The sequence below is a fragment of the Azospirillum thiophilum genome (genome assembly GCF_001305595.1).
Lineage (GTDB): Bacteria > Pseudomonadota > Alphaproteobacteria > Azospirillales > Azospirillaceae > Azospirillum > Azospirillum thiophilum.
The window spans coordinates 2,086,883-2,111,131 of sequence record NZ_CP012401.1 but is presented as its reverse complement, the minus strand read 5'-3'; the positions used below and the strand labels follow the sequence as shown (position 1 = coordinate 2,111,131).

Genomic DNA, 24,249 nt, shown 5'->3' with positions numbered 1-24,249 from the left:
TGCTGTGCGTTTACATGCTTTTGGAAACCACGATGACCGGGGTTGTGTCGCCCCCGGCACCGTCGCTTTCCGTCGGGAAGCCGCGCGCCGGCCCCAGCACCAGGGCGGCATGGCCGGGCAGCCGCCATGCGCCGCCCGGCCGCTCCACCGGCGCCGTTCCGCAGCCGCCATAGGCAGGTTCCTCGCTCGACCACAGCACCGTCCAGGCGCCATCCCCGGGCGGAGCAAGCAGCGGCTCGGCCAGCGCGGGCAGCGTCAGGTCACGACCCAGATTGACCAGCAGCAGCCGGTCGCCGCCCTCTTCACCGTCATGGAAAAAGCGCAGGACGAAGGCTTCCTCGCCCAGCACGGCACCATCCAGTCCACCCTCCGGCCCGCCGGCCCGCTGGGCGGAGAAGACCGGATCCTCGCGGCGCAGCCGCAGCAGGTCGCGGTGCAGCGCCCAGACACCGGCGTTGGTCTCACGCTCCCGGTGGTCGAGCTTGCAACGGGTGAAGCCGTCCTCGGCGTCCGGCCTGGACAAACCCTCCAGCATCGCCGGGTCGGCGATGCTGGGGAACTGGCTCAGGAACTCCGCCCGCCCCTTCCCGACCATGGCCGCAAGTTCGGGTTGATGGTCGGCGAAATAGAGGAATGGGGCGCTGGCCGCGAACTCCTGTCCCTGGAACAGCATCGGCGTGGCCGGGCCGAGCAGGGTCAGCGCCGTCATCGCCCGCAGCCGGCCCGGCGTGGTCAGCGCATGCAGGCGCTGGCCGCGGGCCGAGTTGGCGATCTGGTCATGGTTCTGCAGGAAGGCGATGAAGGCCGGTTGCGGCATTCCGAAGGCCGGCATGCCGCGGCGCTTGCCCTGCCAGCCATACCATTGGCCCTGATAGAGGAAACCGTACTTCGCCGCCGACACCAGTTCCTGCGGCGTGCCGCGGTAGTCGCTGTAATAGGCCTCCATCCGGCCGGTCAGCGCCACCATGGCGGAATGGTGGAAATCGTCGTTCCAGATGGCGCAGAGCCCATAACCGCCCTCCCCGGCCGGCTTCACCATGCTGGAGTGCTGCGGCTCGTTCTCTCCCACCAGGATGACGGCACGATGGCCGGCGGCCTCGCGCACGACACGGGAGATGTCGGTCAGGATGTGCGGGGTGCTGGCGTCGAAGATCGACTGGGTGGCGTCGAGCCGCAGCCCGTCCAAATGGTATTCCTCGATCCAGAAGGCGGCATTGGTGAGGAAATATTCGCGCACCGGAGCGGAAACGCGACCATCGAAATTGATCGACTCGCCCCAGTCGTTTTTGTAGCGGTCGGTGAAGTACGCTCCGGCGAAGCATTTCAGATAATTGCCGTCCGGGCCCAGATGGTTGTAGACGACGTCGAGGATGACGGCGAGCCCCAGCCGGTGCGCCCCGTCGACGAAGCGGCGCATGGCGTCGGGATCGCCATACAGGTGCGTCGGCGCGAACAGGTTCACCCCGTCATAGCCCCAGCCGAAGCGGCCGGGGAAGTCCGAGACCGGCATCACCTCCAGCACCGTGACGCCGAGTTCGGCCAGCGCCTGCAGTTCCGCCAGCGCCGCGTCCCAACTGCCTTCCCGGGTGAAGGTGCCGATGTGCATCTCGTAGATGACCTGACCGGCGATCGGCCGGCCGCTCCAGCCCTGGTCGGTCCAGGCGAAACGGTGCGGATCGACCAGTTGCGAGGGACCGTGCGGCCCGTCCGGCTGGAAGCGCGACATCGGGTCGGGATAGAGCGTCTCCCTGCCGTCCAGCCGGAACCGGTAGAGCGCGCCGGCCTCCAGCCCAGGCACCGCGCCGGAGAAATAGCCGTTACCCTCGCTCTCCAGCACCGCGGTACGCCCGTCCGGCCCGATCACTAGTTCCACCCGCTCCGCCTCGGGCGCCCAGACCCGCGCATGGGCGCACGGAAGGGCGCACGGAAGGATGCCGCCAGGCTGCACCTCCACGCCGATGGGCCAGCGACGGGACGTGTCGACAGGCGGATGTTCGGCAGGCGGAACGGTGGCAAACTTCCCCAAGGCGGGCCTCCCGGACTGGATGGTCGGAGCTTGCATATGCTCCCTGCTCAACAGCGGCGGGGGAGCTTGGTCACAGCCATATGGAGGAAATTGCCCGGATCCTGTCCCTTTGCGCTGGCGTTCTTCGGTGCCGGCGCCTCCGGCGCCCCGGCTGCCCCCATCAGACCCTCTCCCCGAAGCTCCGTGCCGCCGCGTCGATCACCAGCGGATGGGCGCGCAGGGCGGTCAGCGCCGCTTCGGCCCGATCGTCGGTGACGTCCAGGGTGACGAAGACGTCGGTGCGCCGTCCGCGCTCGGCGTCGCGTTCCTCGCGCGCGGTCTGGACGACGGCACCGAAGCGGTCGCGCAGGGTGCCGACGATCTCGGCTTCGACACCACGGCCCCGCTCGGCGGGATAGGCGTAGATCAGCTCCATATCGGCTCTCCCCAGTTTCAGGAATGCGGGGCCTCAGGAATGCGGGGCGAAGACGACGCGCAGGCAATCCTCGGCCCTGTCCTTGAACAGACGATAGCCCTGCGGCCCGTCGTCCAGCGGCAGGCGGTGCGTCATCAGGTAGGACGGATCGAGCTCTCCCTTCCCGATATGCTCGAACAGGCGCATGGCGGAGCGTTGGCCGTTCTGCCGTCCCATGCGGAAGGCCAGCCCCTTGTTCATCGCCGCCCCCAGCGGGAAGCGGTCGATCAGCCCGCCATACTCGCCGACGATGGAGAGGGTGCCGCCCTTGCGGCAACTCTCGATCATCTGCCGCAACACCGCCGGCCGGTCGGTCCGCACCCCCACCGCCTCCTGCTCCACCGCCTGCCCAACCATCCGGCCGACCGTCCGCCCGACCGTCCGTTTGCCGCGGTCGTACAGATCCTCCGCCGGGTTGGAGGCGCCATCGCCAGCATTGTCGTCGGCATCCATTCCGACCGCGTCGATGCAGGCGTCGGGGCCGCGCCCCCCGGTCATCGCCTGCAGCGAGTCGAAGACGTCGACGCGGCCATAGTCCAGCGTTTCCGCTCCCGCCTTCATCTGGGCGGCGCGCAGCCGGCCGGAAACGCGGTCGATGCCGATCACCCGCCCGGCACCCAGCAGATGGGCGCTGTGGATCGCCATCTGGCCAACCGCGCCGCAGCCCCACACCGCCACCACGTCGCCCGGCCTGATGCCGGCCATCTCGGCGGCCATGTAGCCGGTCGGCACCGTGTCGGACAGGAAGACCGCCGTCTCGTCGCTCACCCCCTCCGGCACGCGGATGGCGTTGAAGTCCGCATAGGGCACGCGGACATAGTCGGCATGGCTGCCGGCATAGCCGCCGAAGGCGTGGCTATGGCCGAAGAGGCCGGCACCGCAATGGCCGTAGGCGGCACGGGCACGCTCCGGATTGGGGTTGGAGTTGTCGCACAGCGCGCTTTCGCCGTTCCGGCAATGGCCGCAATGGCCGCAGCCGATGACCGACATGACGACGACCCGGTCGCCGCGGTTGAGATGGCGGACCTCCGCCCCCTTCTCCACGATCTCGCCGAGGAACTCGCGGCCGATGATGTCGCCCGGCCGCATGGTCGGCACATGGCCGTCGAGCAGAGGCAGGTCCGATCCGCAGACCGACGACAGCGTCACCTTGACGATCACGTCATGTGGGTTGACCAGCACCGGGTCGCGCACCCGCTCCACCCGCAGGTCACCAGGGCCGTTCCAGCAGAGCGCCTTCATTCCATCGCCTCCCGGGAATCGCCGGGGCCGGAGTCGAGGTTCGAGCCGGACGACCCCAGGCCCGAGGAGCCATGCCCACGCGGCTGGCGGTCGGTGGTCGACAGCTCACCCGTCTCGACCCGTTGCTTCAGCCGGCGCAGCGCCTCCTCCGCCTGCAACTGCGGCGTCACGCCCAACAGCGCCGCCACGTCCGTTGCCGCAACGCGATAGACCAGTGTCAGGCGCACCTCCGTCCCGCGGTTGCCCGGCGCCGGGCTCAACATCAGCGAGGCACGGTGCGGCAGCGCCGTCTCGCCCACCGTATGCCAGGTCAGCAGCCGGTCCTCGTCGACGCGATCCAGCACGCAACGCCAGCTCAGGGCTTCCCCGCCGGGTATCCCGCCGGCTTGCGCGATCCATCGGCTTTCGGTGGCCGACAGCACATCAATCCGCTCAAGTTGAGGCATCAACTTCGCCAGGTTGGCGAAGTTGCGCCAGAAGCGGAAGACCGTTCCCGGATCCGACGCGATGGTGACGACCGCCTGGGTGCGCTCCGGCGTCAGCATATGGCGGCGCGGCCCCGGCCCGCCGCTGCGCCATGCACCGGGTTTCGGCTGCGCGGTCAGGATCTGCGCGCTCAGGGGCCGCAGCCCCAGGGCACCGGCGGCGAACAGCCCGGCACCGCCCAGCGCGATCATCGCGCCGCTCCATCCCGGCCGCCGCAACCCCAGCACCCCCAGCACGGTGCCGCCCATCATGGCAAGCCATCGCCCACCGGTTCCCGCAGCCCCATCCGTCGCGGACAAAGGCGGAATGGTCGGCTCCGGCCGGCGGCCGTGTTCACTCAGACTGTTCGACGCCATCGCCGCTCCTTTCCCGTCTGTCCAATCGCTGTGAATGGAGAACAGCCGGGTTGCGGCTTCGTTGCCTGTCGCAAAGGCTGTGGTGCATCCGGTGCGCGGCAACCACGCGGCCCGTCGCCCGTTATGTTCGGTAAAGCACCGACCGGAAAGGAGGATGGCCGTGCCTCTGCTGACTGCGACCCTGGGCGCCGCCGACGCCGAGGGCTATCGACCGCTGGGCCTCGACACCGACCGCGGACCGGTCGAGGGACGCTATTATCCGGCCCCGGACGGAAAGCTGGCCGTGCTCTGGGTCGGCGGAATCGGCGGCGGATTCGACACGCCGGCACGCGGGCTCTATCCGCGGCTGGCCGCCGACCTGACCGGCGACGGGATCGCATCGCTGCGCCTGCGATTCCGCGACCCGCGCGAGCTGGAGGAGGCGGTGTACGACATATTGTGCGGGTTGAGCTTCCTCGGACGCCAGGGCATCCACCATGTGGGGCTGGTCGGCCATTCCTTCGGCGGCGCCGCCGTCATCCAGGCGGCGGCATCCAACCGCGGGGCGGTCTGTACGGTGGTGGCGCTGGCCACCCAGGGCTACGGCACCGACCCGGTGCAGGACCTGTCCTGCCCCATCCTGCTGATCCATGGCGAGGCGGACGACATCCTGTCGCCCGGCTGCTCCATCCACGTCCACCGCAAGGCACGCGAGCCGAAAAAGCTCGTGCTGGTCCCCGGAACCGGGCATGCGCTGGACGAGGCGTCGGAGGCGGTCTGCCGCGAGCTGCGCGACTGGCTGAAGGCGACGCTGCTGGATAGATAACGGGTCCCCCGGGGAGAGAGCACCCGCGACTTCAGCTGTCCTTCGGCTTCTGCGTGTCGCTGACCGGCTGGACGCCGGCCGGCTGATCCTGCTGCTGCGGCTGCGGTTGGGGCTGTTGCGGCTGCTGTTCGGGCGGCGGCTCGCGCCGCGGCGGACCGGCCTTCACATCCTGGAAGACGGCCTTGGCGATCTCCAGCAGTTCCTCCTTCGACAGGCGGCCGGCCAGCGCATAGGCCAGCGGCCCCTCGACCCAATAGAAGGTGGCGACGTCGCCGTTCTGGGTGAAGCTGAAGTTGGACTGGTTGCCGCTCTGCGGTGCGCCGACGAACAGGGTGATCCGCTTGTTGGCGTCGTTGGCGTACATGTACTGCGCGCCGGCGCCCATGTCGGTCGGCAGCGACCGGCCACCGATCAGGCGGTAGCCGACCCGGCCGAGGTCGGGGCCGAAGACGTCGCGGCCCATGCGCTTGGACAGCCAGCCATTCAGCTCGTCCTGGTTGTCGGCGCCCAACTCAACCTGGAACCGTTCGTCGGAGGTGTAGAAGCGGTGCGCCTGGGTCGCCTCCTGGGCGAAGGTGGCCAGGGTCTGGCGTTGCTGGGCGATGGGAGCGGCCGCCTGCTGATCGGCGCCGCGGCCCATCCAGCCGCCGGCCGCACCGGCGACCACCAGCATCACCGCGGCGGCGAAACGAACCAGCGGCCGGGCATGCCACGCCGGATGGTTGTCGTTGCGGGCGATGCGGCCCTTCAGCCGGTCGGTCAGATCCTGGACGGTGTCGCCCGGCGGTTCCCGCAGGACCGAATCGAACATCTCGTGCAGCAGGACCGCCTGGGCGCGGTAATCCTCCACCCGGCGCGCCGCCTCGGAATCGTCGGCCAGCCATCGTTCCACCGCGAGGCGGCGGTTTCCGTCCAGTTGGCCATCCACATAGGCGTGGAGTTCGTCCTCTGACACCCGATGCGCATTCATCACTTCACCCGCCGGAGGGTGACGCCACCCTCGTTCGCCAGTTTCGCCCGCACCGCCTCCCGCGCCCGCGACAGGCGCGACATGACGGTTCCGATCGGCACGCCGAGCGTATCGGCGACCTCGTCGTATTTCAGGCCCTCCAGCGCCACCAGAAGAAGCACCTTGCGCTGCTCCTCCGGCAACTCGTCGACCGCACGCATCATCTCGCGCAGCTCGACCCGCTCTTCCTGCCGTGCCGGGGTGACCAGCTTCGATTCGACGTCTGCGACGTCGACCTCCTGCGGTCGGGCGGCCTTGGAACGGACCTGATTGACGTGGACGTTGTGCAGGATGGTGAAAAGCCATGCCCGCAGGTTCGTCCCCGCCTGGAAGCTGTCGGCCCGCGCCACCGCGCGGGTCAACGCCTCCTGCACCAGATCCTCCGCATCCGCGCCGTTGCGCAGCAACGCACGCGCGTAGCGCCGCAAGGACGCGATGTGGACTTCCAGATCGACCCCGAATTTGCTCAACCGCGCACCCGATCCTTACCGATCACGCCACGGCTCACGCCATGGCCTTCCCCGTCGGCCGCAAGGCGGCCGGATGGGACGACAAGGGCGCCGCATGTCCAGGGCCGGGCCGTTCCATCCGGCCTTGCGGCCGAGGGAGAACCCGATGCATATGGGTGCGAACGCCTGCCGCGCATCCTTTATTCCAGACTTTGTCGGGCTTGCAGCAAAATTCATGCGCAACGGCCACGCTTGTGCCCAAAAGGCTTCAGCCTTGCAGTCCGGATGCGGCCCGCCGCTCCGCCAGCGCCGCCAGATCGGCCCCCAGCCGCGCCACCGGCCCCGACCAGTCGCCGGGAACAGTCTGGCGGTAGAGCCGCGCCGTCGGATACCAAGGCGACTCCTCCCGCCCACGCAGCCAACGCCATTCCGACCCGGCATGCAGCAGAACCGACACCGGCCGCCCCAACGCACCGGCCAGATGCGCCATGAAGGTGCAGGAGCTGACCACCACATCCAGCCCTTCCAAGGCTGCCGCGGTGGTGTCCATGCCCTGCAACTCCCCGCCCCAATCCACAATGCTTGCGGGTAACGGCAACTTGGCCATGTCGTCGCGTCCCTGACCGAACTGGAGCACCACCGCCGTCACCCCCGGAATGTCGAACAGCGGCAGCAGCGGCGCCAACCGGGGCGAGCGGTCCCGGTCGTAGCGGAACTGCGCCGAACCGGCCCAGACGATGCCGACCTTCAGCCCCTTCAGCCCGGCGGTCCGCCCGGCCCAGCGGCTCGTCGCCGCTTCCGACGGGCGGAGATAGGGAATGTCGGCCGGGATGTCGTCCAGTTCGGTGCCCATCCGGTGGATCAGGCTCATCACATGGACATGCATGTCGTAAGGCGGCAACTCCTCTTCATAGCCGAAGGCCGCGTCCACGACGCCGGAGGACCGGAGCAGGTCCAGCAGGCTCTCCTGGCCGCAGAACAGCACCCGCATCCCCCGCGCCCGCAGGATGGGCGCGTAGCGGATGAACTGGATCGCATCCCCCAGTCCGCGGTCGGCATGGACCAGCAGGGTTGCTCCCGGCCGGATGCGGCCATCCCAGTCCGGCCGGTCGAAGCGCCGCGGCGACTGGAACAGCGGCAGCCGCAATCTTTCCTCATAAAGCGCCGCTCCCTCGCGAACGCAACCCATCAGCATCAGCGCACTGCCCTGCCCGACCGGTACCTCCGCCAATGCCGGATCAAGCCTGCGGGCACGGGCAAATGCCGCCACCGCTGCTTCCGCCCGATGCCGTTGCAGATGCGCAAATCCAAGATTGCTCCAGGTTGCCGCGTCGGCTGGATCGAGCGCCAGCGACCGGCAAAGCGCCGGCTGAGCCTCCTCGATCCGCCCGGCCTCGACCAGTTCCGCCCCTGCCGAGGCCCAGGCCGCTGCCGTGCCGCGAAGCCGCGCCAGCCGGAACAGCTCCGTCGCCGCCTCCGGCATCGCCTGCCGGCGCAGGGTCTCCGCCAGATTGTTCAGGCTACGCCCATGGTCCGGTGCCAGCAGCAACGCCAGCCGGTAAAGCTGCAACGCCGCCGAACCGTTGCCGCCCCCCAGCCGCAAATCGGCAAGATCGCAGAGCAAGTCGGGCGCCAGTGCGCCTGCCAGCGTCGCCCGATGCAGGACGGCTACGGCCTCGCCCGACCGCCCCAGCCGCTTCAGGCAGGCCGCGAGATTGCGCGCATAGGCGGGATTGGCCGGCGCACAGCACAGCGACCGGCGGAACGGCGCCAGGGCGCCCACCGCATCGCCACTGCCGATGGACGTCACGCCCAGGATGCTCCACCCGTCGCCCCGCCCCGGGTCGAGCGCCAGCGCCTGCCGCAACAGCTTGCGCGCCCCCGCCGGCTCCCGCCGCTGCAACGCCGCCGCAGCCGATTGAACGAGTTGGAGAGCATCACCCACGACCAAGACCCCCGATCAGAGTGTTGGGTCGTTCGGGAAAAAATGGTGGGCCCGGCCGGATTCGAACCGACGACAACACCGTTATGAGCGGCGCGTTCTAACCGCTGAACTACAGGCCCAACCGCGGGCCGCACTCTGCGACAAAGGCCGGGGGAAATGCAACCCCTCGTTCTTCGATCGGTCCACGAAATCCACATGCGAAAACGGAGGCCGAAAGGCCTCCGTTTCGCTACGAACCATGCCGCTCCCGGTCAGGTATCCAGGAAGCTGCGCAGCTTGCGCGACCGCGACGGGTGCTTCAACTTGCGCAACGCCTTCGCCTCGATCTGGCGGATGCGCTCGCGGGTCACGTTGAACTGCTGGCCGACCTCTTCCAGCGTGTGGTCGGTGTTCATGCCGATGCCGAAGCGCATGCGCAGGACACGCTCCTCGCGCGGGGTCAGCGAGGCCAGAACACGGGTGGTCGTCTCCCGCAGATTGGCCTGGATGGCGGCGTCGAGCGGCAGGACCGCGTTCTTGTCCTCGATGAAGTCGCCGAGATGCGAATCCTCCTCGTCGCCGATCGGCGTTTCGAGCGAGATCGGCTCCTTGGCGATCTTCAGCACCTTGCGGACCTTCTCCAGCGGCATCATCAGCCGCTCGGCCAGTTCCTCCGGGGTCGGCTCGCGGCCGATCTCGTGCAGCATCTGGCGGCTGGTGCGGACCAGCTTGTTGATCGTCTCGATCATGTGGACCGGGATGCGGATGGTCCGCGCCTGGTCCGCGATGGAACGGGTGATCGCCTGCCGGATCCACCAGGTCGCGTAGGTCGAGAACTTGTAGCCGCGCCGGTACTCGAACTTGTCCACCGCCTTCATCAGGCCGATGTTGCCCTCCTGGATCAGATCCAGGAACTGCAGGCCGCGGTTCGTGTACTTCTTGGCGATGGAGATCACGAGGCGCAGGTTGGCTTCGACCATCTCCTTCTTGGCGCGGCTCGCTTCCTTCTCGCCCTTCTGGACGGTGGAGACGATGCGGCGGAACTCGTTGATCGGCAGGCGCGCTTCCTCGGCGACGTTGGAGATCGCCTCGCGCGTCTTGCGGATGTCGCCGTCGTACTTCTCCGCGAACTTGCCCCAGGTCTTGGGGTTCAAGCCGCGGATGCGCTCCAGCCAGTTCGGGTCCAGCTCGTGGCCGAAATACTGGTTGAGGAAATCCTCGCGCTTCACCCGGCAGTCGGTCGCCATGCGCAGCAGGCGGCCTTCGAAACCGGTCAGCTTGCGGTTCAGGGCATAGAGCTGCTCGACCAGCTGCTCGATGCGCTGGTTGTTCAGCCGCACCGTGTTCATCAGCTCGACCATTTCGAGCTTCAGCTTGTCGTACTTCTTGTCGGTCTGCTTGGCGACGTCCTCGCCGCGCTGCATCGCCGCCATGCGGGTCTCGTGCAGCTTGTGCAGCTTGTCGTAGGTCGCCTTGATGTTCTCGAAGGTCTCGATGACCTGCGGCTTCAGCGCGGCTTCCATGGCGGACAGCGACAGGCTGTTGTCGCCCTCTTCGCCTTCCTCGCCCTCTTCGCCTTCGCCTTCGGCGCGCGGCGGACGGGGCTCGTCGCCCTCCTCGCCGGCAGGCGCCGCCTCGGCCGCGGGGCCGGGGCCCGCGACAGTGGCGCCGGCGGCTTCCACCACATCGACCAGGCCCTCCGGGATCCCCTCGCCGTCCGGGCCGCCGCCATAGGTGGCGTCCAGATCGATGATGTCGCGCAGCAGCATCTTCCCTTCCATCAGGGAATCATGCCAGTCGAGGATGGCGCGGATGGTCAGCGGCGATTCGCAGATCGCGCCGATCATCATCTCGCGCCCGGCCTCGATGCGCTTGGCGATGGCGATCTCGCCCTCGCGCGACAGCAGCTCTACCGACCCCATCTCGCGCAGATACATGCGCACCGGGTCGTCGGTACGGCCGATGTCGTCGTCGTCGAGATTGCCCGACGAACGGCCTTCGCCCTCGCCTGCACCCTCGCCGCTGTTCTCCGAATCCTGCTCCTCCGATTCGACGATGTTGATGCCCATCTCGGACAGCATCGCCATCGTGTCTTCGATCTGCTCGGACGAGGACGAATCCTGCGGCAGCGCTGCGTTCAGCTCGTCATAGGTGACATACCCGCGCTCCTTGCCACGGGCGATCATCTTCTTGACGGCCAAACCCATGCCGTCCATCAGAGGACCGTCTGCGGATTCCTCCCGCGTTTCGGAAACTTCCACGCTGTTCGCAGCTTTCGTGGCCATGCGATCGGTGCCCCCGCATTACCCCATTGAAAAAAAGACGACAGGAGCGCCCGGTCCCGGTTCCCCGGCCCGTCCGCCCCACCCCCCAACCGTGCAACTACCCAGAACCAGCCATGCGGCCCCGTCCCATCAACCGATGCCAGATTGCCGACGATACGAACCATCAACCGTCAGACACCGTCAAAGTCACCATCATCCGTCATACCCAGGCCGGACTTTATGACCTCCTGCTGAAGAGCCACGACCCGCGCGAAGTTTGCCTCGCTGTTGTCACGGGTCAGAGCCGCTTTCGCTTCCCTAAGATCGTCGAGCACCCGCTCGTAGTGCAGGTGCCGCCACGCAGGCCACCATCCCTTCCGGGCGTCCTCGGTAGAGGCATCCGGACGGGCGAAGCCGGCATGGACATAGGTCGACTCGCCTAGCAAAGCGCCGACCATGGCCTCATGGCCGGCGGATGACAAGTGGCGACAAAGCGCTTCGGCGTCAAGTGTCGAGTCGTCGTTGCGGTCGTCGGAAAGGCATTCGATGACGGCCCAGCGCAGTTTTTCGAGCTCCGGGTCACCGAACGGCAACAGGCCGAAGGGCTCGGTCAGTTCGCCGAACAGCTCCGGGTGATTGATGATGGTCGCCAGCAGGATCCGCTCGCGCATCGAGGCGAGGCGGGAGACGCGGCCGCGCCCCTCCCCCGCCGGCTTGGACGTGAGGCGGCCCGGCACACCCGGCACATGGCGGCGGGGCGGCTCGCCGAAACGGCCGCGCCCCTGCCCCGGCACCCAGGGGCCGCGATTGTAGGCGGGCCGCGCAGGCGCGAAGGCCTCGTCGACGCGGCGGCGCATCTCGGTGCGGTAGAAGCTCTGGACGTCGCGGTCGGCGATGGTGGCGACACGGGCTTCCAGCGCCGCCTTCACCGCCGCCTTGGCCTCCGGCGTGTCGGTCGGCCTGCCCTCGCTCTCCATCCGCCACAACGCGTCGGACAGCGGGATGGCGGCCTCCAGCACAGCACCCATCGCCTTGGCCCCCTGGGCGCGGATCAGGCTGTCCGGATCCTCGCCCTCCGGCAGGAAGGCGACGCGGGCCGACTGGCCGGGGGCGAGGTGCGGCAGGATGCGCTCCACCGCCCGCCACGCCGCGCGCCGGCCGGCATTGTCGCCGTCGAAACAGAGGAAGGGCACCTTCTCCGCCGCCGGGATCAGCTTCCACAGCTCCTGCACCTGGGTTTCGGTCAGCGCGGTGCCCAGCGGCGCCACCGCCCCCTCGAAACCGGCGCGGACCAGGGCGATGACATCCATATATCCTTCGGCGACGATCACCGGCTTGCCGTCGGCCGCCGCCTGCCGCGCCCGCGACAGGCCATAGAGCAGCGTGCCTTTATGAAAGAGTGGCGTATCCGCGGTGTTGACGTATTTCGGCCCGTCGCCCTCCAGGATGCGCCCGCCGAAGGCCACAACCTGTCCGCGCCGGTCTGTCACCGGAAACATCACACGGTTGCGGAAGAAACTGTAGGGCGCCCGGCCGTCGTCCGGCCGCTTCAGCAGCCCGGCATTGACCATGTCCTCGTCGGAAAAGCCCTGCCTGCCCAGATGGATGCGCAGCGCGTTCGAATCGCCGGGCGCATAGCCCAGCCGGAAGCGCGCGATGATGTCGTCGTCCAGCCCGCGCCGCACCAGATACTCCAGACCCGAGCGGCCGGCGGAATTGTGCAGTTGCTGTTCGAACCAGCGGGTCGCCTGCTCGACCAGATCGTGCAGGGTCTTGCGCCGTTCGTAGCGCTGGCGGTCCTCCTCCGTCGGGCGCGGCACCGGCAGCCCGGCATCGCCGGCCAGATGCTCCACCGCCTCGGGGAAGCCCAGATTGTCGTGGCGCATGACGAAGCCGATGACGTCGCCATGGGCACCGCAGCCGAAGCAATGGAAGAATCCCTTCTGGTCGTTGACGTAGAAGGAGGGCGACTTCTCATTGTGGAAAGGACAGGGCGCCTTGAACTCCCGGCCGGCGCGGATCAGGCGCAGGCGCTTGGACACCACCTCCGACAGCGTCAGCCGGCTGCGCAGCTCCTCCAGGAATTGGGGCGGGAAAGCCATGGTCGAACGGTCACCGGAGCGAGTTGGGCGGAGTGAATTGGGCGGATGAGTGGGCGCCGGACGCCTCAGGGCGCAAAGCTGCAGCAGAGGCATAGTATGGGGATCATGGCTGCCAGCCCCAAGGCCGCAGGGGCCAGCGCAGCCCTGATAATCGTCCCGTGGCGGCCGGTCCGCCCTGTTCGCCCGGCCGCCCTACAGACTATTTGCCCGACAGGCGCGCCTTCACCAGACCGCCGGCCTTGGCGAAGTCCATCTGGCCGGCATGGCGGGCCTTCAGTTCGGCCATCACCCGGCCCATGTCCTTGATGCTGGACGCCTCCAGCTCCGCCACGATGGAGTCGATGGCTGCAGTGGCCTCCTCCTCGCTCATCTGCTTGGGCAGGAAGCGTTCGATGACCCCGATCTCCTCGCGCTCCTGCTGGGCCAGTTCGGGACGGCCGCCCTGGTCGTACATCGCCGCCGATTCGGTGCGCTGCTTGATCAGGCCCTGCATCATCGACAGGATCTCCGCCTCGTCGATGCCGTCGGTCACCCCGCGGGAGCGGGCGGCGATGTCGCGGTCCTTCAGACCGGCCATGATCATGCGGATGGTGGAGACCGCGCGCATGTCCTTGGCGCGCATCGCCTCCTTCAGGGACTCGGTGAACCGCGTGCGCAGCGTCATGTCCTGTCTTCCTTGTTCGTCGTGCCGTACCGGACGCGCCATGCCGGGAGGACCGGCCGCCCGTTGGAGAGCGGGGGACTATCCCCGAAAGCGCCCGCCGATTTCCACACAAAATACCGGACTTTGCCAGCGGCCCAAGGCAGCCCTGCAAAGCTATTGCTGGAAATCCGCCGGCTGATTGTCATATAGGATGTCCGGCCCACCCGATCAGCCCACTCGATCCCGCACCACCGTCTTTTCCGGCGGATGCGGGGTGCGAGCGGTTCCGTGTGCGCGCCCGGCGGGACGCTAGGCCGTCGCCGTTCCGCCGATCAGTCGATCAGTCGCCGGCCGCGGTTTTTGGGAAGGTTCATAGGAATGACTGTCGCCACTCCCCCCTCCGACGATGCGGTCCACACCGGCGTGCTTGTCCTGGCCGACGGCACGGTGTTCCGCGGCCGAGGCATCGGCGCCACGGGGGATTCGGTGGGCGAGGTGTGCTTCAACACCTCCATGACCGGTTATCAGGAGATCCTGACCGACCCCAGCTATGCCGGGCAGATCATCACCTTCACCTTCCCGCACATCGGCAACACCGGCGCCAATACGGAAGACATCGAGACGATCACCCCGGCCGCCCGCGGCCTGATCCTGCGCGCCGACATCACCGACCCGTCCAACTGGCGCGCCACCCGCCATCTCGACGACTGGCTGAAGAGCTACGGCCTCGTCGGGCTGGCCGGCGTCGACACCCGGCGGCTGACCCGCCGCATCCGTGACCTCGGCGCGCCCAACGGCGTCGTCGCCCATTCGCCCGACGGCATTTTCGACATCGAGGCGCTGGTCGCCAAGGCCAAGGGCTGGCCGGGGCTGGAGGGCATGGATCTGGCCAAGGACGTGTCCTGCCGCCAGACCTATGACTGGACCGAGGCCGGATGGACCATTGGCGGCGGCTATGCCACCCAGGACAAGCCGCAATACCATGTCGTCGCCATCGACTATGGCGCCAAGCGCAACATCCTGCGCTGCCTCGCCGCGTCCGGCTGCAAGGTGACGGTGGTGCCGTCGACCGCCACGGTCGAGGACGTGATGCGCCACAGCCCCGACGGCATCTTCCTGTCCAACGGCCCCGGCGACCCCGCCGCCACCGGCGAATATGCCGTGCCGACGATCAAGGGCCTGCTCGACACCGGCGTGCCGATGTTCGGCATCTGCCTGGGCCACCAGATGCTGTCGCTGGCGCTCGGCGCCAAGACCACCAAGATGCAGCAGGGCCACCGCGGGGCCAACCATCCGGTCAAGGATCTGGCGAGCGGCCGGGTCGAGATCACCAGCCAGAACCATGGCTTCGTCGTCATCCCCGAGACGCTGCCGGCCGATGCCGAGGTCACCCATGTCAGCCTGTTCGACGGCACCAACGAGGGCATCCGCCTGAAGGACAAGCCGGTCTTCTCGGTGCAGTACCATCCGGAAGCCTCGCCCGGCCCGCAGGACAGCCACTATCTGTTCGACCGCTTCGTCCAGCTGATCGCCGAGAAGAAGGCGGCCTGAACCGGCATCCGGCCGTCAGGAGGAAAAAAGGGGGGAGCCGTCACCGCGGCTCCCCCCTTTTCCTATGGGTCCGAGCCCGGCTTTTTGTCGGAAGGCACAGGTGCGGCGGGCCGGGTCCGCGGTTGGACCCGCTGGATGCCGCCGTAACAGGTGGCGCCGCCACGCGCACCCGGCGAGCCGGCGGGCTGGCCATACTCGGTGCAGTCGGCGGATGGACCGGCGGCCTTGCCGGACGTCTCCCGGCTGGCTGTCTTCCGGTCTCGAGGCTGTGAGTCGCGATCGTCCACTATGGCCTCCCGGAGGTTGCGGACCATATGGATCATGGTCCCTCCAGACCAGCCAACATGGGCGGCGCCAGCCGGTTCCGAACGACATGCGCCTTCCTGACGATCCCTTTCCCGCCAAGCCCCTGCCGTCCGCCGCCCCCGAACGGTCCGCCTGCCCGCTCTGCGGCCGTCCGATGGTGCCGGGCAGCAGCCTGAACGACCACCACCTGATCCCCCGCACCTATGGCGGGCGCGAGACGGTGACGATGCACCGCATCTGCCACGCCAAGATCCATGCGGTGCTGACCGAACGGCAGTTGCGTGACCAGTATCACGAGATCGACGCCCTGCGCGGCCATCCCGAGCTCGCCGCCTTCGTCCGCTGGGTCCGCCGGAAGCCGCCGGAGTTCGTCGACGGCCACGCCACCGACCGGCGGCGCCGGCGCTGAGCCCCCCTCAACCCTGGCCATCAACCCCGGCGCACCGGTTGCCGCGCCGCCGGCTTGGGCAGATAGTTGCGGGCCTCGCCGTTGCAGACGCGGCTGACCCGTTCATACTCCTCCACCGTGTCGATCCGGGCCTGCCGGCGGTCGCGCTCGCGGCCGAAGTCGCGCATGATGCCGCGCATCGCCGATTCGAGCGGCCGGCGGATCGCCGCCATCGCCTGGGCCTGGCTGCGCGACCGCACCGGTTCCAGGCGCGCGACCACCTCCTCCAGACGGCTGCGGATTTGCGGCATGAACTCGCGCAGCAGTTCCTCATCCACTGCGACATGCCTCATCTCATGCGCCAGCACCTCGCCATGCAGGCAAGACTCGGCAGGGATCTCCCTCGCGACATGGACGGTGCGCTTCTGGAAGCCGAAAGTGACGGTGACCGCCCTGGGGGCCGAGCAATAGGTGCCGTCGCCCATCGCCTTGAACAGGGCGGAGACCTGCGACTGCTCGCCGTACCGCGCCTGGGTCAGGCCGAGCACATGACCGCTGGTGGTGCCGACCGGTCCCGGCGAGCGACCCGGCAGCCGGGTTAGCTGCACCACCGTCAGCGCATCGTCACGCTGGATCGGCGCCAGGACGCTCTCGACGCTCAGCGTGGGCGTAGGAAAGCCGTCGCAGCCGTTGGACTGCGCTGCGGCCGGCGCGGGCACCGACGACATGCCGCCAAGGACAGCGGCGAGGAGGGGGAACAGGCAGCGAACGGTCATGCCGCCACTGTTACCGGGAAACCGTCCGCCGACAAGAGACATGAAGGGGCCGGACCGCCGGGAAACCGGCGCTCCGGCCCTTCCGCAGGATCACCGATGCGACGGGAACAGGAAGCGCGCCTTCAAGGTGCCTTCGATGGTGCGCAGGTCGTTGGTGACCTCCAGCTCGTCGACGTCGCCGTTGACGTCGACCACGACATAGCCCAGCTCCGGATCGGTCTGGAGATACTGGGCCGCGATGTTCAGGTCGCGGCCGGAGAACACCTCGTTCACCTTGCGCAGCATGCCCGGACGGTTCTCGTGGACGTGCAGGAAGCGGGTGCAGCCGGCCTGCACCGGCAGCGCCACCTGCGGGAAGTTGACCGCGCCGACGGTGGAGCCGTTGTCGGAATACTCGATCAGCTTCTGCGCCACCTCGGTGCCGATGTTGGCCTGGGCCTCCATGGTCGAGCCGCCGATGTGCGGGGTCAGGATGGCGGTCTTGATGCCGCGCAGCGCACTCTGGAACTCGTCCTTGTCCGAGCCGGGCTCGACAGGGAAGACGTCGATGGCGGCGCCCAGCACATGGCCGGACTTCATCGCGGCGGCCAGCGCCTCGATCTGCACAACCTGGCCGCGGGCGGCGTTGATCAGATGGCTGCCCTTCTTCATGGCGGCCAATTCTCGCTCGCCGATCATGTCGCGGGTCTGCGGGGTGTCCGGCACATGCAGCGTCACCACGTCGGAGACCGACAGCAGCTCCTCCAGCGAGTCGCAGGCCCGCGCGTTGCCCAGCGCCAGCTTGCGCACGGTATCGTAGAAGCGGACCTGCATGCCCATCGCCTCGGCCAGGATCGACACCTGGGTGCCGATATGGCCGTAACCGACGATGCCCAGCGTCTTGCCGCGGATCTCGTAGCTGTCCTTGGCCGACTTCATCCAGCCGCCGCCATGGACCAGCTGCGACTTCTCGAAGATGCCGCGCATCAGCATGATGATCTCGCCGATCACCAGTTCCGCCACCGACCGGGTGTTGGAATAGGGGGCGTTGAAGACCGGGACGCCGTGGCGCCGCGCCGCCTTCAGGTCGACCTGATTGGTGCCGATGCAGAAGCAGCCGACGGTGATCAGCTTGCTCGCCGCCTCGAACACCTTGGCGGTCAGGTGCGTGCGCGAGCGGATGCCCAGGATATGGACCGAACCGATGCGCTCCAGCAGCTCCGCCTCGTCCAGCGCGCGGGGCAGCCGCTCGACGGAGGCGTAGCCGCCGCGGGCCAGCTCGTCGATGGCGTTGTCATGGACACCTTCCAGAAGAAGGATGTTGATCTTGTCCTTGGAGAGCGAGAGCTTGGTCACGGCCGGCATCCGTTCTGGGCAGCGGTTCTGTTCCGCGGCCCGTCCGCCGAAACGACTCAGGCGGGCAGCGGAAAAGCGAGCGCGCAAAATAATACCAACGGAAGCCCTTGTCACCTGAGGGATGTTGCGCCGCCGCAGCGTTTCCGCATGCCGGATTGGCGCGGAACGCGGGATGGGTGTATCTCTCGGACCGCTCCTCGAACCTTGGAAGCAGACCATGAGCGACGTGACGATCTACCATAACCCGCGCTGCAGCAAGTCGCGCGAAACGCTGGAGCTGCTGCGCTCCCGCGGCGTCGAGCCGGTGGTGATCGAGTATCTGAAGACCCCGCCGACCGCCGATGAGCTGACCGCCATCCTGGCCAAGCTGGGCAAGAAGCCGCGCGCCGTCACCCGCGCCAAGGAAGCGGCCGAGGCCGGCATCGCCAGGGAACTGGACGGTGCGGCGCTGGTCGCCGCCCTGTCCGCCCATCCCGCCGCCATCGAACGCCCGATCGTGGTCAGGGGCGACCATGCCCGCATCGGCCGCCCGCCGGAGTCGGTGCTGGAAATCCTGTAAGCCCGCCATTATCCGCCGTCCGCACCCTCACCGGAGCCTGCCGCCCGTGACCACCAAGCACACCGCCGCCGCCGCGGCCGCCGAGCTGAAGACCATCCGCGATTTCCTGCGCTACGGCGTCAGCCGCTTCAACGAGGCCGATCTCGATTACGGCCATGGCACCACCACCGCCTTCGACGAGGCGGTGTTCCTGGTGCTGGAAACGCTGCACCTGCCCGTCGACCAGCTCGAGCCCTATCTGGAGTCGCGGCTGACCGCGGCGGAGCGCGAGGCGGTGGCCGGCATCCTCCATGCCCGCATCGACACCCGCAAGCCGGCGCCCTACCTGCTGAACAAGGCCTACATCCAGGGCATCCCCTTCTATGTCGACGAACGGGTGATCGTCCCGCGCTCCTACATCGGCGAACTGCTGTTCTCCGACCTGTTCGGCGGCGACGACTTCACCCTGGTGGAGGATCCGACCTCGGTCGAGCGGGTGCTGGATCTCTGCACCGGCTCCGGCTGTCTCGCCATCCTGGCCGCCCGCATCTTCCCGGAAGCCCAGGTCGACGCCGTCGATCTGTCGCCCGACGCGCTGGAGGTGGCGAAGCGCAACGTCGCCGACAGCGGCTTCGAGGACCGCATCACGCTGCACCAGGGCGACCTGTTCGCCCCGCTGAAGACGCGCAAGTACGACGTCATCATCACCAACCCGCCCTATGTCGACGCCGAGGCGATGGAGGCCCTGCCGCCGGAATTCCGTGCCGAGCCGGCGCTGGCGCTGGCGGGCGGCGATGATGGGCTGGACATCGTTCGCCGCATCCTGAAGGAAGCGCCCAAGCACCTGACCCCGGACGGCGGCCTGCTGTGCGAGTTCGGCACCGGCCGCGAGATCCTGGAGGCCGAGTATCCCCACCTTGACTTCCTGTGGCTGCAGACCGCCAACAGCTTCGGCGAGGTGTTCTGGCTGACGCGCGAACAGTTGAAGGCCGGGAAGTGAAGCAAGCGCGTCCCTGATCGGGAACGCTTCCCCCCGTCGGCGGTTGTTCTCCCACGATGCTGCATCGCAGCAGCAGCCGTTTGGGAGAACGACCGCCATGACCCGCCGCACTCACGACATCCGCCACTCCGGCGCCGTCAAGGCTTTCGGCATCGCCGCGCTGGCGCTGGGCGGCCTGGCGGCCGTCAACACACTGGTCGCGCGGCGGGATGAGCGGCGCCATCCGCCCGAAGGGCGTTTCCTGACCGTCGACGGCGTGCGGTTGCATTACCTCGAGGCCGGCAGCGGACCGCCGGTGGTCCTGCTGCACGGCAACGCCTCGACCCTCGACGACTTTCTGGCGAGCGGATTGTTCGACCGGCTGGCGCGGTCCCATCGGGTGATCGCCTTCGACCGGCCGGGCATGGGCTACAGCAAGCGGCCGCGCGGTTGCGACTGGACGCCAGAGGATCAGGCGGATCTGCTGGCCCGGGCCTTTGTCGTCCTGGGGATCGAGCAGGCGGTGGTGGTCGGCCATTCCTATGCCACGCTGGTCGCGCTGGCCCTGGCGCTGGACCATCCGGATTCGGCGCGCGGCCTGGTGCTGCTGGCCGGCTATTATTTCCCGACCACGCGGGTGGACGCGCTGATGGTGGCCCCGGTGGCGACGCCGGTGCTGGGCGACCTGCTGCGCCACACCCTCTCGCCGCCCTTCTCCAAGGCGATGATGCCGCTGATGCTGAAGGCGATGTTCTCCCCCCAGCCGGTGCCGGACGGCCTGACCGGGACCTTCCCGGCCGCCCTGATCACCCGCCCCGGCCAGTTGCGGGCCAATGCCCAGGACGGCGTCACCATGGCTCCCGCAGCCGACCGCTTGCAGCACCGCTATGCCGGACTGTCCCTGCCGGTGGTGGTCGTCGCCGGACATGACGACCGCGTCGTCACGCAGGAGGAGCAGAGCAGCCGCCTGCACCATGTCCTTCCCAACAGCACCCTGCATTGGGTGCCGGGGGCCGGCCACATGGTGCATTATGCCGACCCTGACCTCGTTGCGGATTGCGTCGACAGGCTGTCCGTCGAAAACGCGCCTGCCGAGCCCCTGATCGCCGAGTAACAACCGCTCAGAGGTGACGCCGCATCAGGATGCTGCCGCCATGATGCGGCAGGCGGGGGTGCCAGGGGATGTCGGCCTGTCCGATCTCCTCGAAGCCTTCACCGGCGTAGAGGCGGCGGGCCGGCGCATTGTCGGCCCAGACATGAAGGGTGACGCGGTTGAAGCCGCCGGTTCGCGCCCGCTCGTAGAACCAGCCGAGCAGCCGTCCGGCGATGCCCTGCCGCCGCCATGCGGGATCGACCGTCAGCGCCGACAGGAAATAGCTGCCCCAGTCCAGCGTTTCGGAAAATGTGGCCATATGGGCGACACGGTCTGGCGGCAGGCCGCTGTAATCCTCCGTCCGGATCCAGTCGGTGGGATAGCCGTGGGCGATGCCGATCACCCGTCCATCCAGTTCGGCTACGCCGCTCTGCCGGTGCGACAGCGAGCCGCTGCGTCCGGCCAGGCCAGGCATCAGCATCTCCGCCGCGCTCATTCCCGGCATCAGCCCGTCGAGCAGGAAGGCGTAGACACCGCCCCCGGCGATATCGATCAGCCGTGCCAGATCCGGCGCGTCGTCGGCATCGGCCGGCCGGATGCGGAGACGGTCCTCGGTCATCGCAAAGCACCTCGACAGTGAAGGACAGGAGACCAACGGCTTTCGGGTCAGCCCCGATCCGCCGCCCGGTTCAGATCGTCGCGCAGCCGCAGCAACGCGTCGCGCAGGGGGCCCAGCTCTGGCGCGGAACAGCCGGCGGCGGCGGTGATGCGGGCCGGCAGGCATTCGGCCTTGCCGCGCAGCGCAGTCCCCTCCGCGGTCAGGCGGACGCGCACCAGCCGTTCGTCCTGCGGGTCGCGGGCGCGGCTGACCAGCCCCTGCCCTTCCAGCCGCTTCAGCAGAGGGGTGAGTGTGCCACTGTCCAGCCCCAGCCGCTCGCCCAGGACCTTCATCGACTGGTCGTCCTCCTCCCACAGCAGCAGCATCATCAGATACTGCGGATAGGTCAGGCCCAGTGACTCCAGCAGCGGGCGATAGACACGCGTCATCGCCAGATTGGCCGAATAGAGCGCAAAGCAGGCCTGGTTGGACAGCAGAAGCGGGTCGTCTTTGTCGGCCGTCATGATTTCGGAAACCTTTAAAACGGCGCGCGCCGCCGGGGCATTGCGCGTCGGTCGATCGTGCCCGGCACAATCGCGCGCAACAGCCCGACGGCGCAACCCCGGAACGCCTGCCATGTGCGGCGGGCGGTCCGGTTCACTGCCTTACCCGATGCCCTCAGGCAACGGTCGTGGTGACCGGGATGTTGCCCTTGGTGGCGTGGCTGTAGGGGCAGACCTTGTGCGCGCGGGCGAGGAGGTCTTCGGCAACGGCGCTGTCCATGCCCGGCAGCGAAACCACGAAATCGACCGTCAGTCCGAAGCCTTCACCGTCGTCACGGGCGCCGATGCCGACCTTGGCATTCACGGTCAGGTCGGCCGGAACGGCGATCTTGTCGCGGTTGCCGACGAACTTGATGGCACCGATGAAGCAGGCCGAGTAACCGGCGGCGAACAGCTGTTCCGGATTGGTGGCCCCACCCTGCCCGCCGAGTTCCTTCGGCGCGGCCAGCGCGACCGACAACAGGCCATCCTCGCTGACGGCCTTGCCGTCACGGCCACCGGTGGCGGTCACCTTGGTCGAATAGAGGGTCTTCATGATGTGCAACTCCTTACGTGCAGGCGATGCCCCTCGGGAGCTGTCGCCGGGTTGGAACCGGGAGGCGACGGCGGGAAGTGCCAGCGCCGCGTCATGTCGTGGGAATAAACATGGCGCACAATTTGATTGCTTGCAATGAATTTTGATATGCGCCATTCAATTGCGCGCGATGCGATATGTGCATGCCATCGGATCCAGATGTTTGGAGCACGGACCAAAACCCATCTGCCGCCGGGACTGGTCGACAGATTCGATACGCAGGACCGGGGTTCTGATTGACGTTTTAAAAGCTGCTGGCGCCCGTCAAGCGGTGGCGGCCATGGCGGCGCTGCAGATGGGAACCGGTTCGACTTCCACACAAGAGTTCACACGGTGCCGACAGGCGACACATCGGAGGCCGATGAACCGGGCAAAGAAAAAGCCTTGGAACTGTTGGGTTCCAAGGCTTTTCCGGCCCTTCCGGAATTGGTCGGAGCGACAGGATTCGAACCTGCGACCCTCAGACCCCCAGAAGGCGGCACTCCTTCTAACTTATTGATTTTCAAAGAGTTCACCTCCCCTTCCAAGGGCTGAATCAATGCCAAAACGCCTCCGTCTCGCAAACACTCTCGCAAACGCCTCTCTGAGACCCAAACAAAGAAGGGGAGATGGCAGGACACCCACCGGCATACTCTGATGGCCTTATCTGACCGGCGCCCACCTGCACAGGCGGGCACCGGTCAGATTGTGCGCCAGCAGCTGCTCGGCCGTGCCATCGGTGAGCATATCGGCCCGGCTGGTGTAGATCGGGCGGAAGGCAGCGCAGCCGCCCTCAGTCCCGGCTCCACTGGTCGCGCAGCCGCTCAGCAGCGCCAGCAGGATGCCGGCGCAGATCATCCTCAATCCCATGGCGCACCTCTGCGTTCCGGAGTGTCTGTGTGGTCGACTCGAGGGCGGCATCCTGCCGCCCTGCCCGGCGCTGAAGCGCGCCGAAGGTGGCAATCCCCGCCAGCACCACGCTGGCGAGGATCAGGCCGGTAGCCGCCCGGCCCCAGCCGGTGGCGAGGAAGGCCAGCATCAGGCCGCCTTGCGCTGGTCATCCCAGCGCCGGTAGAGCATCACAGCCACCGCCAGCCCCAGCAGGGCGGCCACCGCCCAGCCCATCGCCCCGGACGGCAGCGCCTGCAGCAGCCCCTTGATGGCGGTCGAGACGTCGCGCGCCTGGTCCAGCAGCACAGCCACGCCGGCGAGGCCGAGCGCACCGCCGCCGCTGACGGCGCTGACCGACCTGGCCATCGGCTTCATGGCCGGCGCCAGCTCGGCGCCCCGGCTCACCGGGTGGGCCTCGTCCGCCAGGAACAGGGCAGCCTCGGCCGCACGGCGCTTGACCAGGCCGGGCATGACCTTGCCGGCGCCCCGCGTCCATTTGGCGAACTCGGCCGCGGCGCCGGCCGCGTCACCAAGGTTCAGCTTCCGCAGCATCGTGCTGGGCTGGCCCGTCTTCAGCGTGACGAAGCCATCCTTGCCGGCGTCCTTGCCCTTGGCCCTCCGGCCGGCACCGACATTGAAGACGAAGGACACCAACGCCCCGCGCTGGGCGTCGGTCAGCTCCGCCGTGACGGCGCGGTCGACCACCGCCGCGGCGGCGTCCAGGTCGGCCTGCAACTGCTGCTCGGCCTGCGCCTCGCTGATGCGCAGCCCCGGCCGGACGTCCGGGCCGGTGTGGCCGTAGCCGATCGTCCAGGGGGCGCCGCCGGTGGCGGGATCCGGATAGGCGGTGAGGCGCAGTCCCTCGGCCTCCTTCACCAGGTCGACGGCGGCTTGCGGAATGGCACGCATGGGATCCTC

At 68.1% G+C, this 24,249-nt stretch carries 23 protein-coding genes and 1 tRNA gene; 6 read left to right on the top strand and 18 right to left on the bottom strand.

Annotated features, from left to right (window positions below):
- Positions 1-10: 10 nt before the first annotated feature.
- The 4 genes from treZ to AL072_RS09830 form a co-directional block, all read right to left on the bottom strand.
- The gene (gene treZ / locus AL072_RS09845) at positions 11-1,873 is read right to left on the bottom strand and encodes a malto-oligosyltrehalose trehalohydrolase (protein WP_245636640.1); all 1,863 of its coding nucleotides are present in this window, start codon (positions 1,871-1,873) and stop codon (positions 11-13) included.
- A 313-nt stretch (positions 1,874-2,186) separates the two neighbouring features.
- Positions 2,187-2,441 carry a hypothetical protein gene (locus AL072_RS09840; RefSeq protein WP_045580485.1) on the bottom strand — a complete coding sequence of 85 codons (255 nt, stop codon included), beginning with the start codon at positions 2,439-2,441 and terminating at the stop codon, positions 2,187-2,189.
- 33 nt (positions 2,442-2,474) lie between these two features.
- On the bottom strand, positions 2,475-3,722 hold the full coding sequence (locus AL072_RS09835; protein ID WP_045580486.1) for a zinc-dependent alcohol dehydrogenase: 1,248 nt from the start codon (positions 3,720-3,722) through the stop codon (positions 2,475-2,477).
- The gene (locus AL072_RS09830; RefSeq protein WP_245636639.1) at positions 3,719-4,459 is read right to left on the bottom strand and encodes an SRPBCC family protein; all 741 of its coding nucleotides are present in this window, start codon (positions 4,457-4,459) and stop codon (positions 3,719-3,721) included. Before AL072_RS09830 ends, AL072_RS09835 begins: the two co-directional genes overlap by 4 nt.
- Positions 4,460-4,718: 259 nt before the next feature.
- Here AL072_RS09830 and AL072_RS09825 point away from each other — a divergent pair, with 259 nt between their 5' ends.
- Entirely contained in the window at positions 4,719-5,369 is a 651-nt protein-coding gene (locus AL072_RS09825; protein WP_045580487.1) for an alpha/beta hydrolase, read from the top strand.
- 31 nt (positions 5,370-5,400) lie between these two features.
- On the opposite strand, the gene AL072_RS09820 is transcribed toward AL072_RS09825, so the two are convergent.
- The 7 genes from AL072_RS09820 to AL072_RS09790 form a co-directional block, all read right to left on the bottom strand.
- Entirely contained in the window at positions 5,401-6,324 is a 924-nt protein-coding gene (locus tag AL072_RS09820; RefSeq protein ID WP_245636638.1) for an anti-sigma factor family protein, read from the bottom strand.
- A 14-nt stretch (positions 6,325-6,338) separates the two neighbouring features.
- The gene (locus tag AL072_RS09815; RefSeq protein WP_045580489.1) at positions 6,339-6,848 is read right to left on the bottom strand and encodes a sigma-70 family RNA polymerase sigma factor; all 510 of its coding nucleotides are present in this window, start codon (positions 6,846-6,848) and stop codon (positions 6,339-6,341) included.
- A gap of 247 nt (positions 6,849-7,095) precedes the next feature.
- Positions 7,096-8,772, bottom strand: coding sequence for a tetratricopeptide repeat protein (locus tag AL072_RS09810; protein ID WP_158511057.1), 1,677 nt, complete (start codon positions 8,770-8,772; stop codon positions 7,096-7,098).
- Positions 8,773-8,815: 43 nt separating this feature from the next.
- Positions 8,816-8,891 (bottom strand) — tRNA-Ile (locus AL072_RS09805).
- A gap of 132 nt (positions 8,892-9,023) precedes the next feature.
- Positions 9,024-11,036: an RNA polymerase sigma factor RpoD gene (rpoD, locus tag AL072_RS09800; RefSeq protein ID WP_045580490.1), complete on the bottom strand. Its 2,013-nt coding sequence runs from the start codon at positions 11,034-11,036 to the stop codon at positions 9,024-9,026.
- 170 nt (positions 11,037-11,206) lie between these two features.
- Positions 11,207-13,117 (bottom strand): DNA primase, encoded by a 1,911-nt coding sequence (dnaG, locus tag AL072_RS09795; RefSeq protein ID WP_045580491.1) that lies wholly within the window; start codon positions 13,115-13,117, stop codon positions 11,207-11,209.
- A gap of 199 nt (positions 13,118-13,316) precedes the next feature.
- Positions 13,317-13,781 (bottom strand): GatB/YqeY domain-containing protein, encoded by a 465-nt coding sequence (locus AL072_RS09790; protein WP_045580492.1) that lies wholly within the window; start codon positions 13,779-13,781, stop codon positions 13,317-13,319.
- 357 nt (positions 13,782-14,138) lie between these two features.
- Here AL072_RS09790 and carA point away from each other — a divergent pair, with 357 nt between their 5' ends.
- On the top strand, positions 14,139-15,311 hold the full coding sequence (gene carA / locus AL072_RS09785) for a glutamine-hydrolyzing carbamoyl-phosphate synthase small subunit (protein WP_045580493.1): 1,173 nt from the start codon (positions 14,139-14,141) through the stop codon (positions 15,309-15,311).
- A gap of 373 nt (positions 15,312-15,684) precedes the next feature.
- Positions 15,685-16,026 carry an HNH endonuclease family protein gene (locus AL072_RS09780; protein WP_045580494.1) on the top strand — a complete coding sequence of 114 codons (342 nt, stop codon included), beginning with the start codon at positions 15,685-15,687 and terminating at the stop codon, positions 16,024-16,026.
- A gap of 20 nt (positions 16,027-16,046) precedes the next feature.
- On the opposite strand, the gene AL072_RS09775 is transcribed toward AL072_RS09780, so the two are convergent.
- Positions 16,047-16,781 carry a hypothetical protein gene (locus AL072_RS09775; RefSeq protein WP_045580495.1) on the bottom strand — a complete coding sequence of 245 codons (735 nt, stop codon included), beginning with the start codon at positions 16,779-16,781 and terminating at the stop codon, positions 16,047-16,049.
- A 90-nt stretch (positions 16,782-16,871) separates the two neighbouring features.
- Entirely contained in the window at positions 16,872-18,116 is a 1,245-nt protein-coding gene (serA, locus tag AL072_RS09770; RefSeq protein WP_045582338.1) for a phosphoglycerate dehydrogenase, read from the bottom strand.
- 217 nt (positions 18,117-18,333) lie between these two features.
- On the opposite strand from serA, the gene arsC reads away from it, so the two are divergent.
- The 3 genes from arsC to AL072_RS09755 all read left to right on the top strand — a co-directional run bounded on the left by arsC (position 18,334) and on the right by AL072_RS09755 (position 20,747).
- Positions 18,334-18,675, top strand: coding sequence for an arsenate reductase (glutaredoxin) (gene arsC / locus AL072_RS09765; RefSeq protein WP_045580496.1), 342 nt, complete (start codon positions 18,334-18,336; stop codon positions 18,673-18,675).
- 46 nt (positions 18,676-18,721) lie between these two features.
- Positions 18,722-19,654: a 50S ribosomal protein L3 N(5)-glutamine methyltransferase gene (prmB, locus tag AL072_RS09760; protein ID WP_045580497.1), complete on the top strand. Its 933-nt coding sequence runs from the start codon at positions 18,722-18,724 to the stop codon at positions 19,652-19,654.
- A 97-nt stretch (positions 19,655-19,751) separates the two neighbouring features.
- Positions 19,752-20,747: an alpha/beta fold hydrolase gene (locus AL072_RS09755; protein ID WP_052709877.1), complete on the top strand. Its 996-nt coding sequence runs from the start codon at positions 19,752-19,754 to the stop codon at positions 20,745-20,747.
- Between the two features lie 7 nt (positions 20,748-20,754).
- Here AL072_RS09755 and AL072_RS09750 read toward each other — a convergent pair whose 3' ends face one another.
- The 5 genes from AL072_RS09750 to AL072_RS09730 all read right to left on the bottom strand — a co-directional run bounded on the left by AL072_RS09750 (position 20,755) and on the right by AL072_RS09730 (position 24,240).
- On the bottom strand, positions 20,755-21,345 hold the full coding sequence (locus AL072_RS09750; protein WP_045580498.1) for a GNAT family N-acetyltransferase: 591 nt from the start codon (positions 21,343-21,345) through the stop codon (positions 20,755-20,757).
- 47 nt (positions 21,346-21,392) lie between these two features.
- Positions 21,393-21,848, bottom strand: a complete 456-nt coding sequence (locus tag AL072_RS09745; RefSeq protein ID WP_045580499.1) for a MarR family winged helix-turn-helix transcriptional regulator — start codon at positions 21,846-21,848, stop codon at positions 21,393-21,395.
- A 154-nt stretch (positions 21,849-22,002) separates the two neighbouring features.
- Complete coding sequence (locus AL072_RS09740; RefSeq protein ID WP_045580500.1) at positions 22,003-22,422, bottom strand: organic hydroperoxide resistance protein; 420 nt, start codon at positions 22,420-22,422, stop codon at positions 22,003-22,005.
- A 681-nt stretch (positions 22,423-23,103) separates the two neighbouring features.
- On the bottom strand, positions 23,104-23,310 hold the full coding sequence (locus tag AL072_RS34265; RefSeq protein ID WP_158511056.1) for a hypothetical protein: 207 nt from the start codon (positions 23,308-23,310) through the stop codon (positions 23,104-23,106).
- A gap of 168 nt (positions 23,311-23,478) precedes the next feature.
- Positions 23,479-24,240, bottom strand: a complete 762-nt coding sequence (locus AL072_RS09730; RefSeq protein WP_052709879.1) for a lysozyme — start codon at positions 24,238-24,240, stop codon at positions 23,479-23,481.
- Positions 24,241-24,249: the final 9 nt, after the last annotated feature.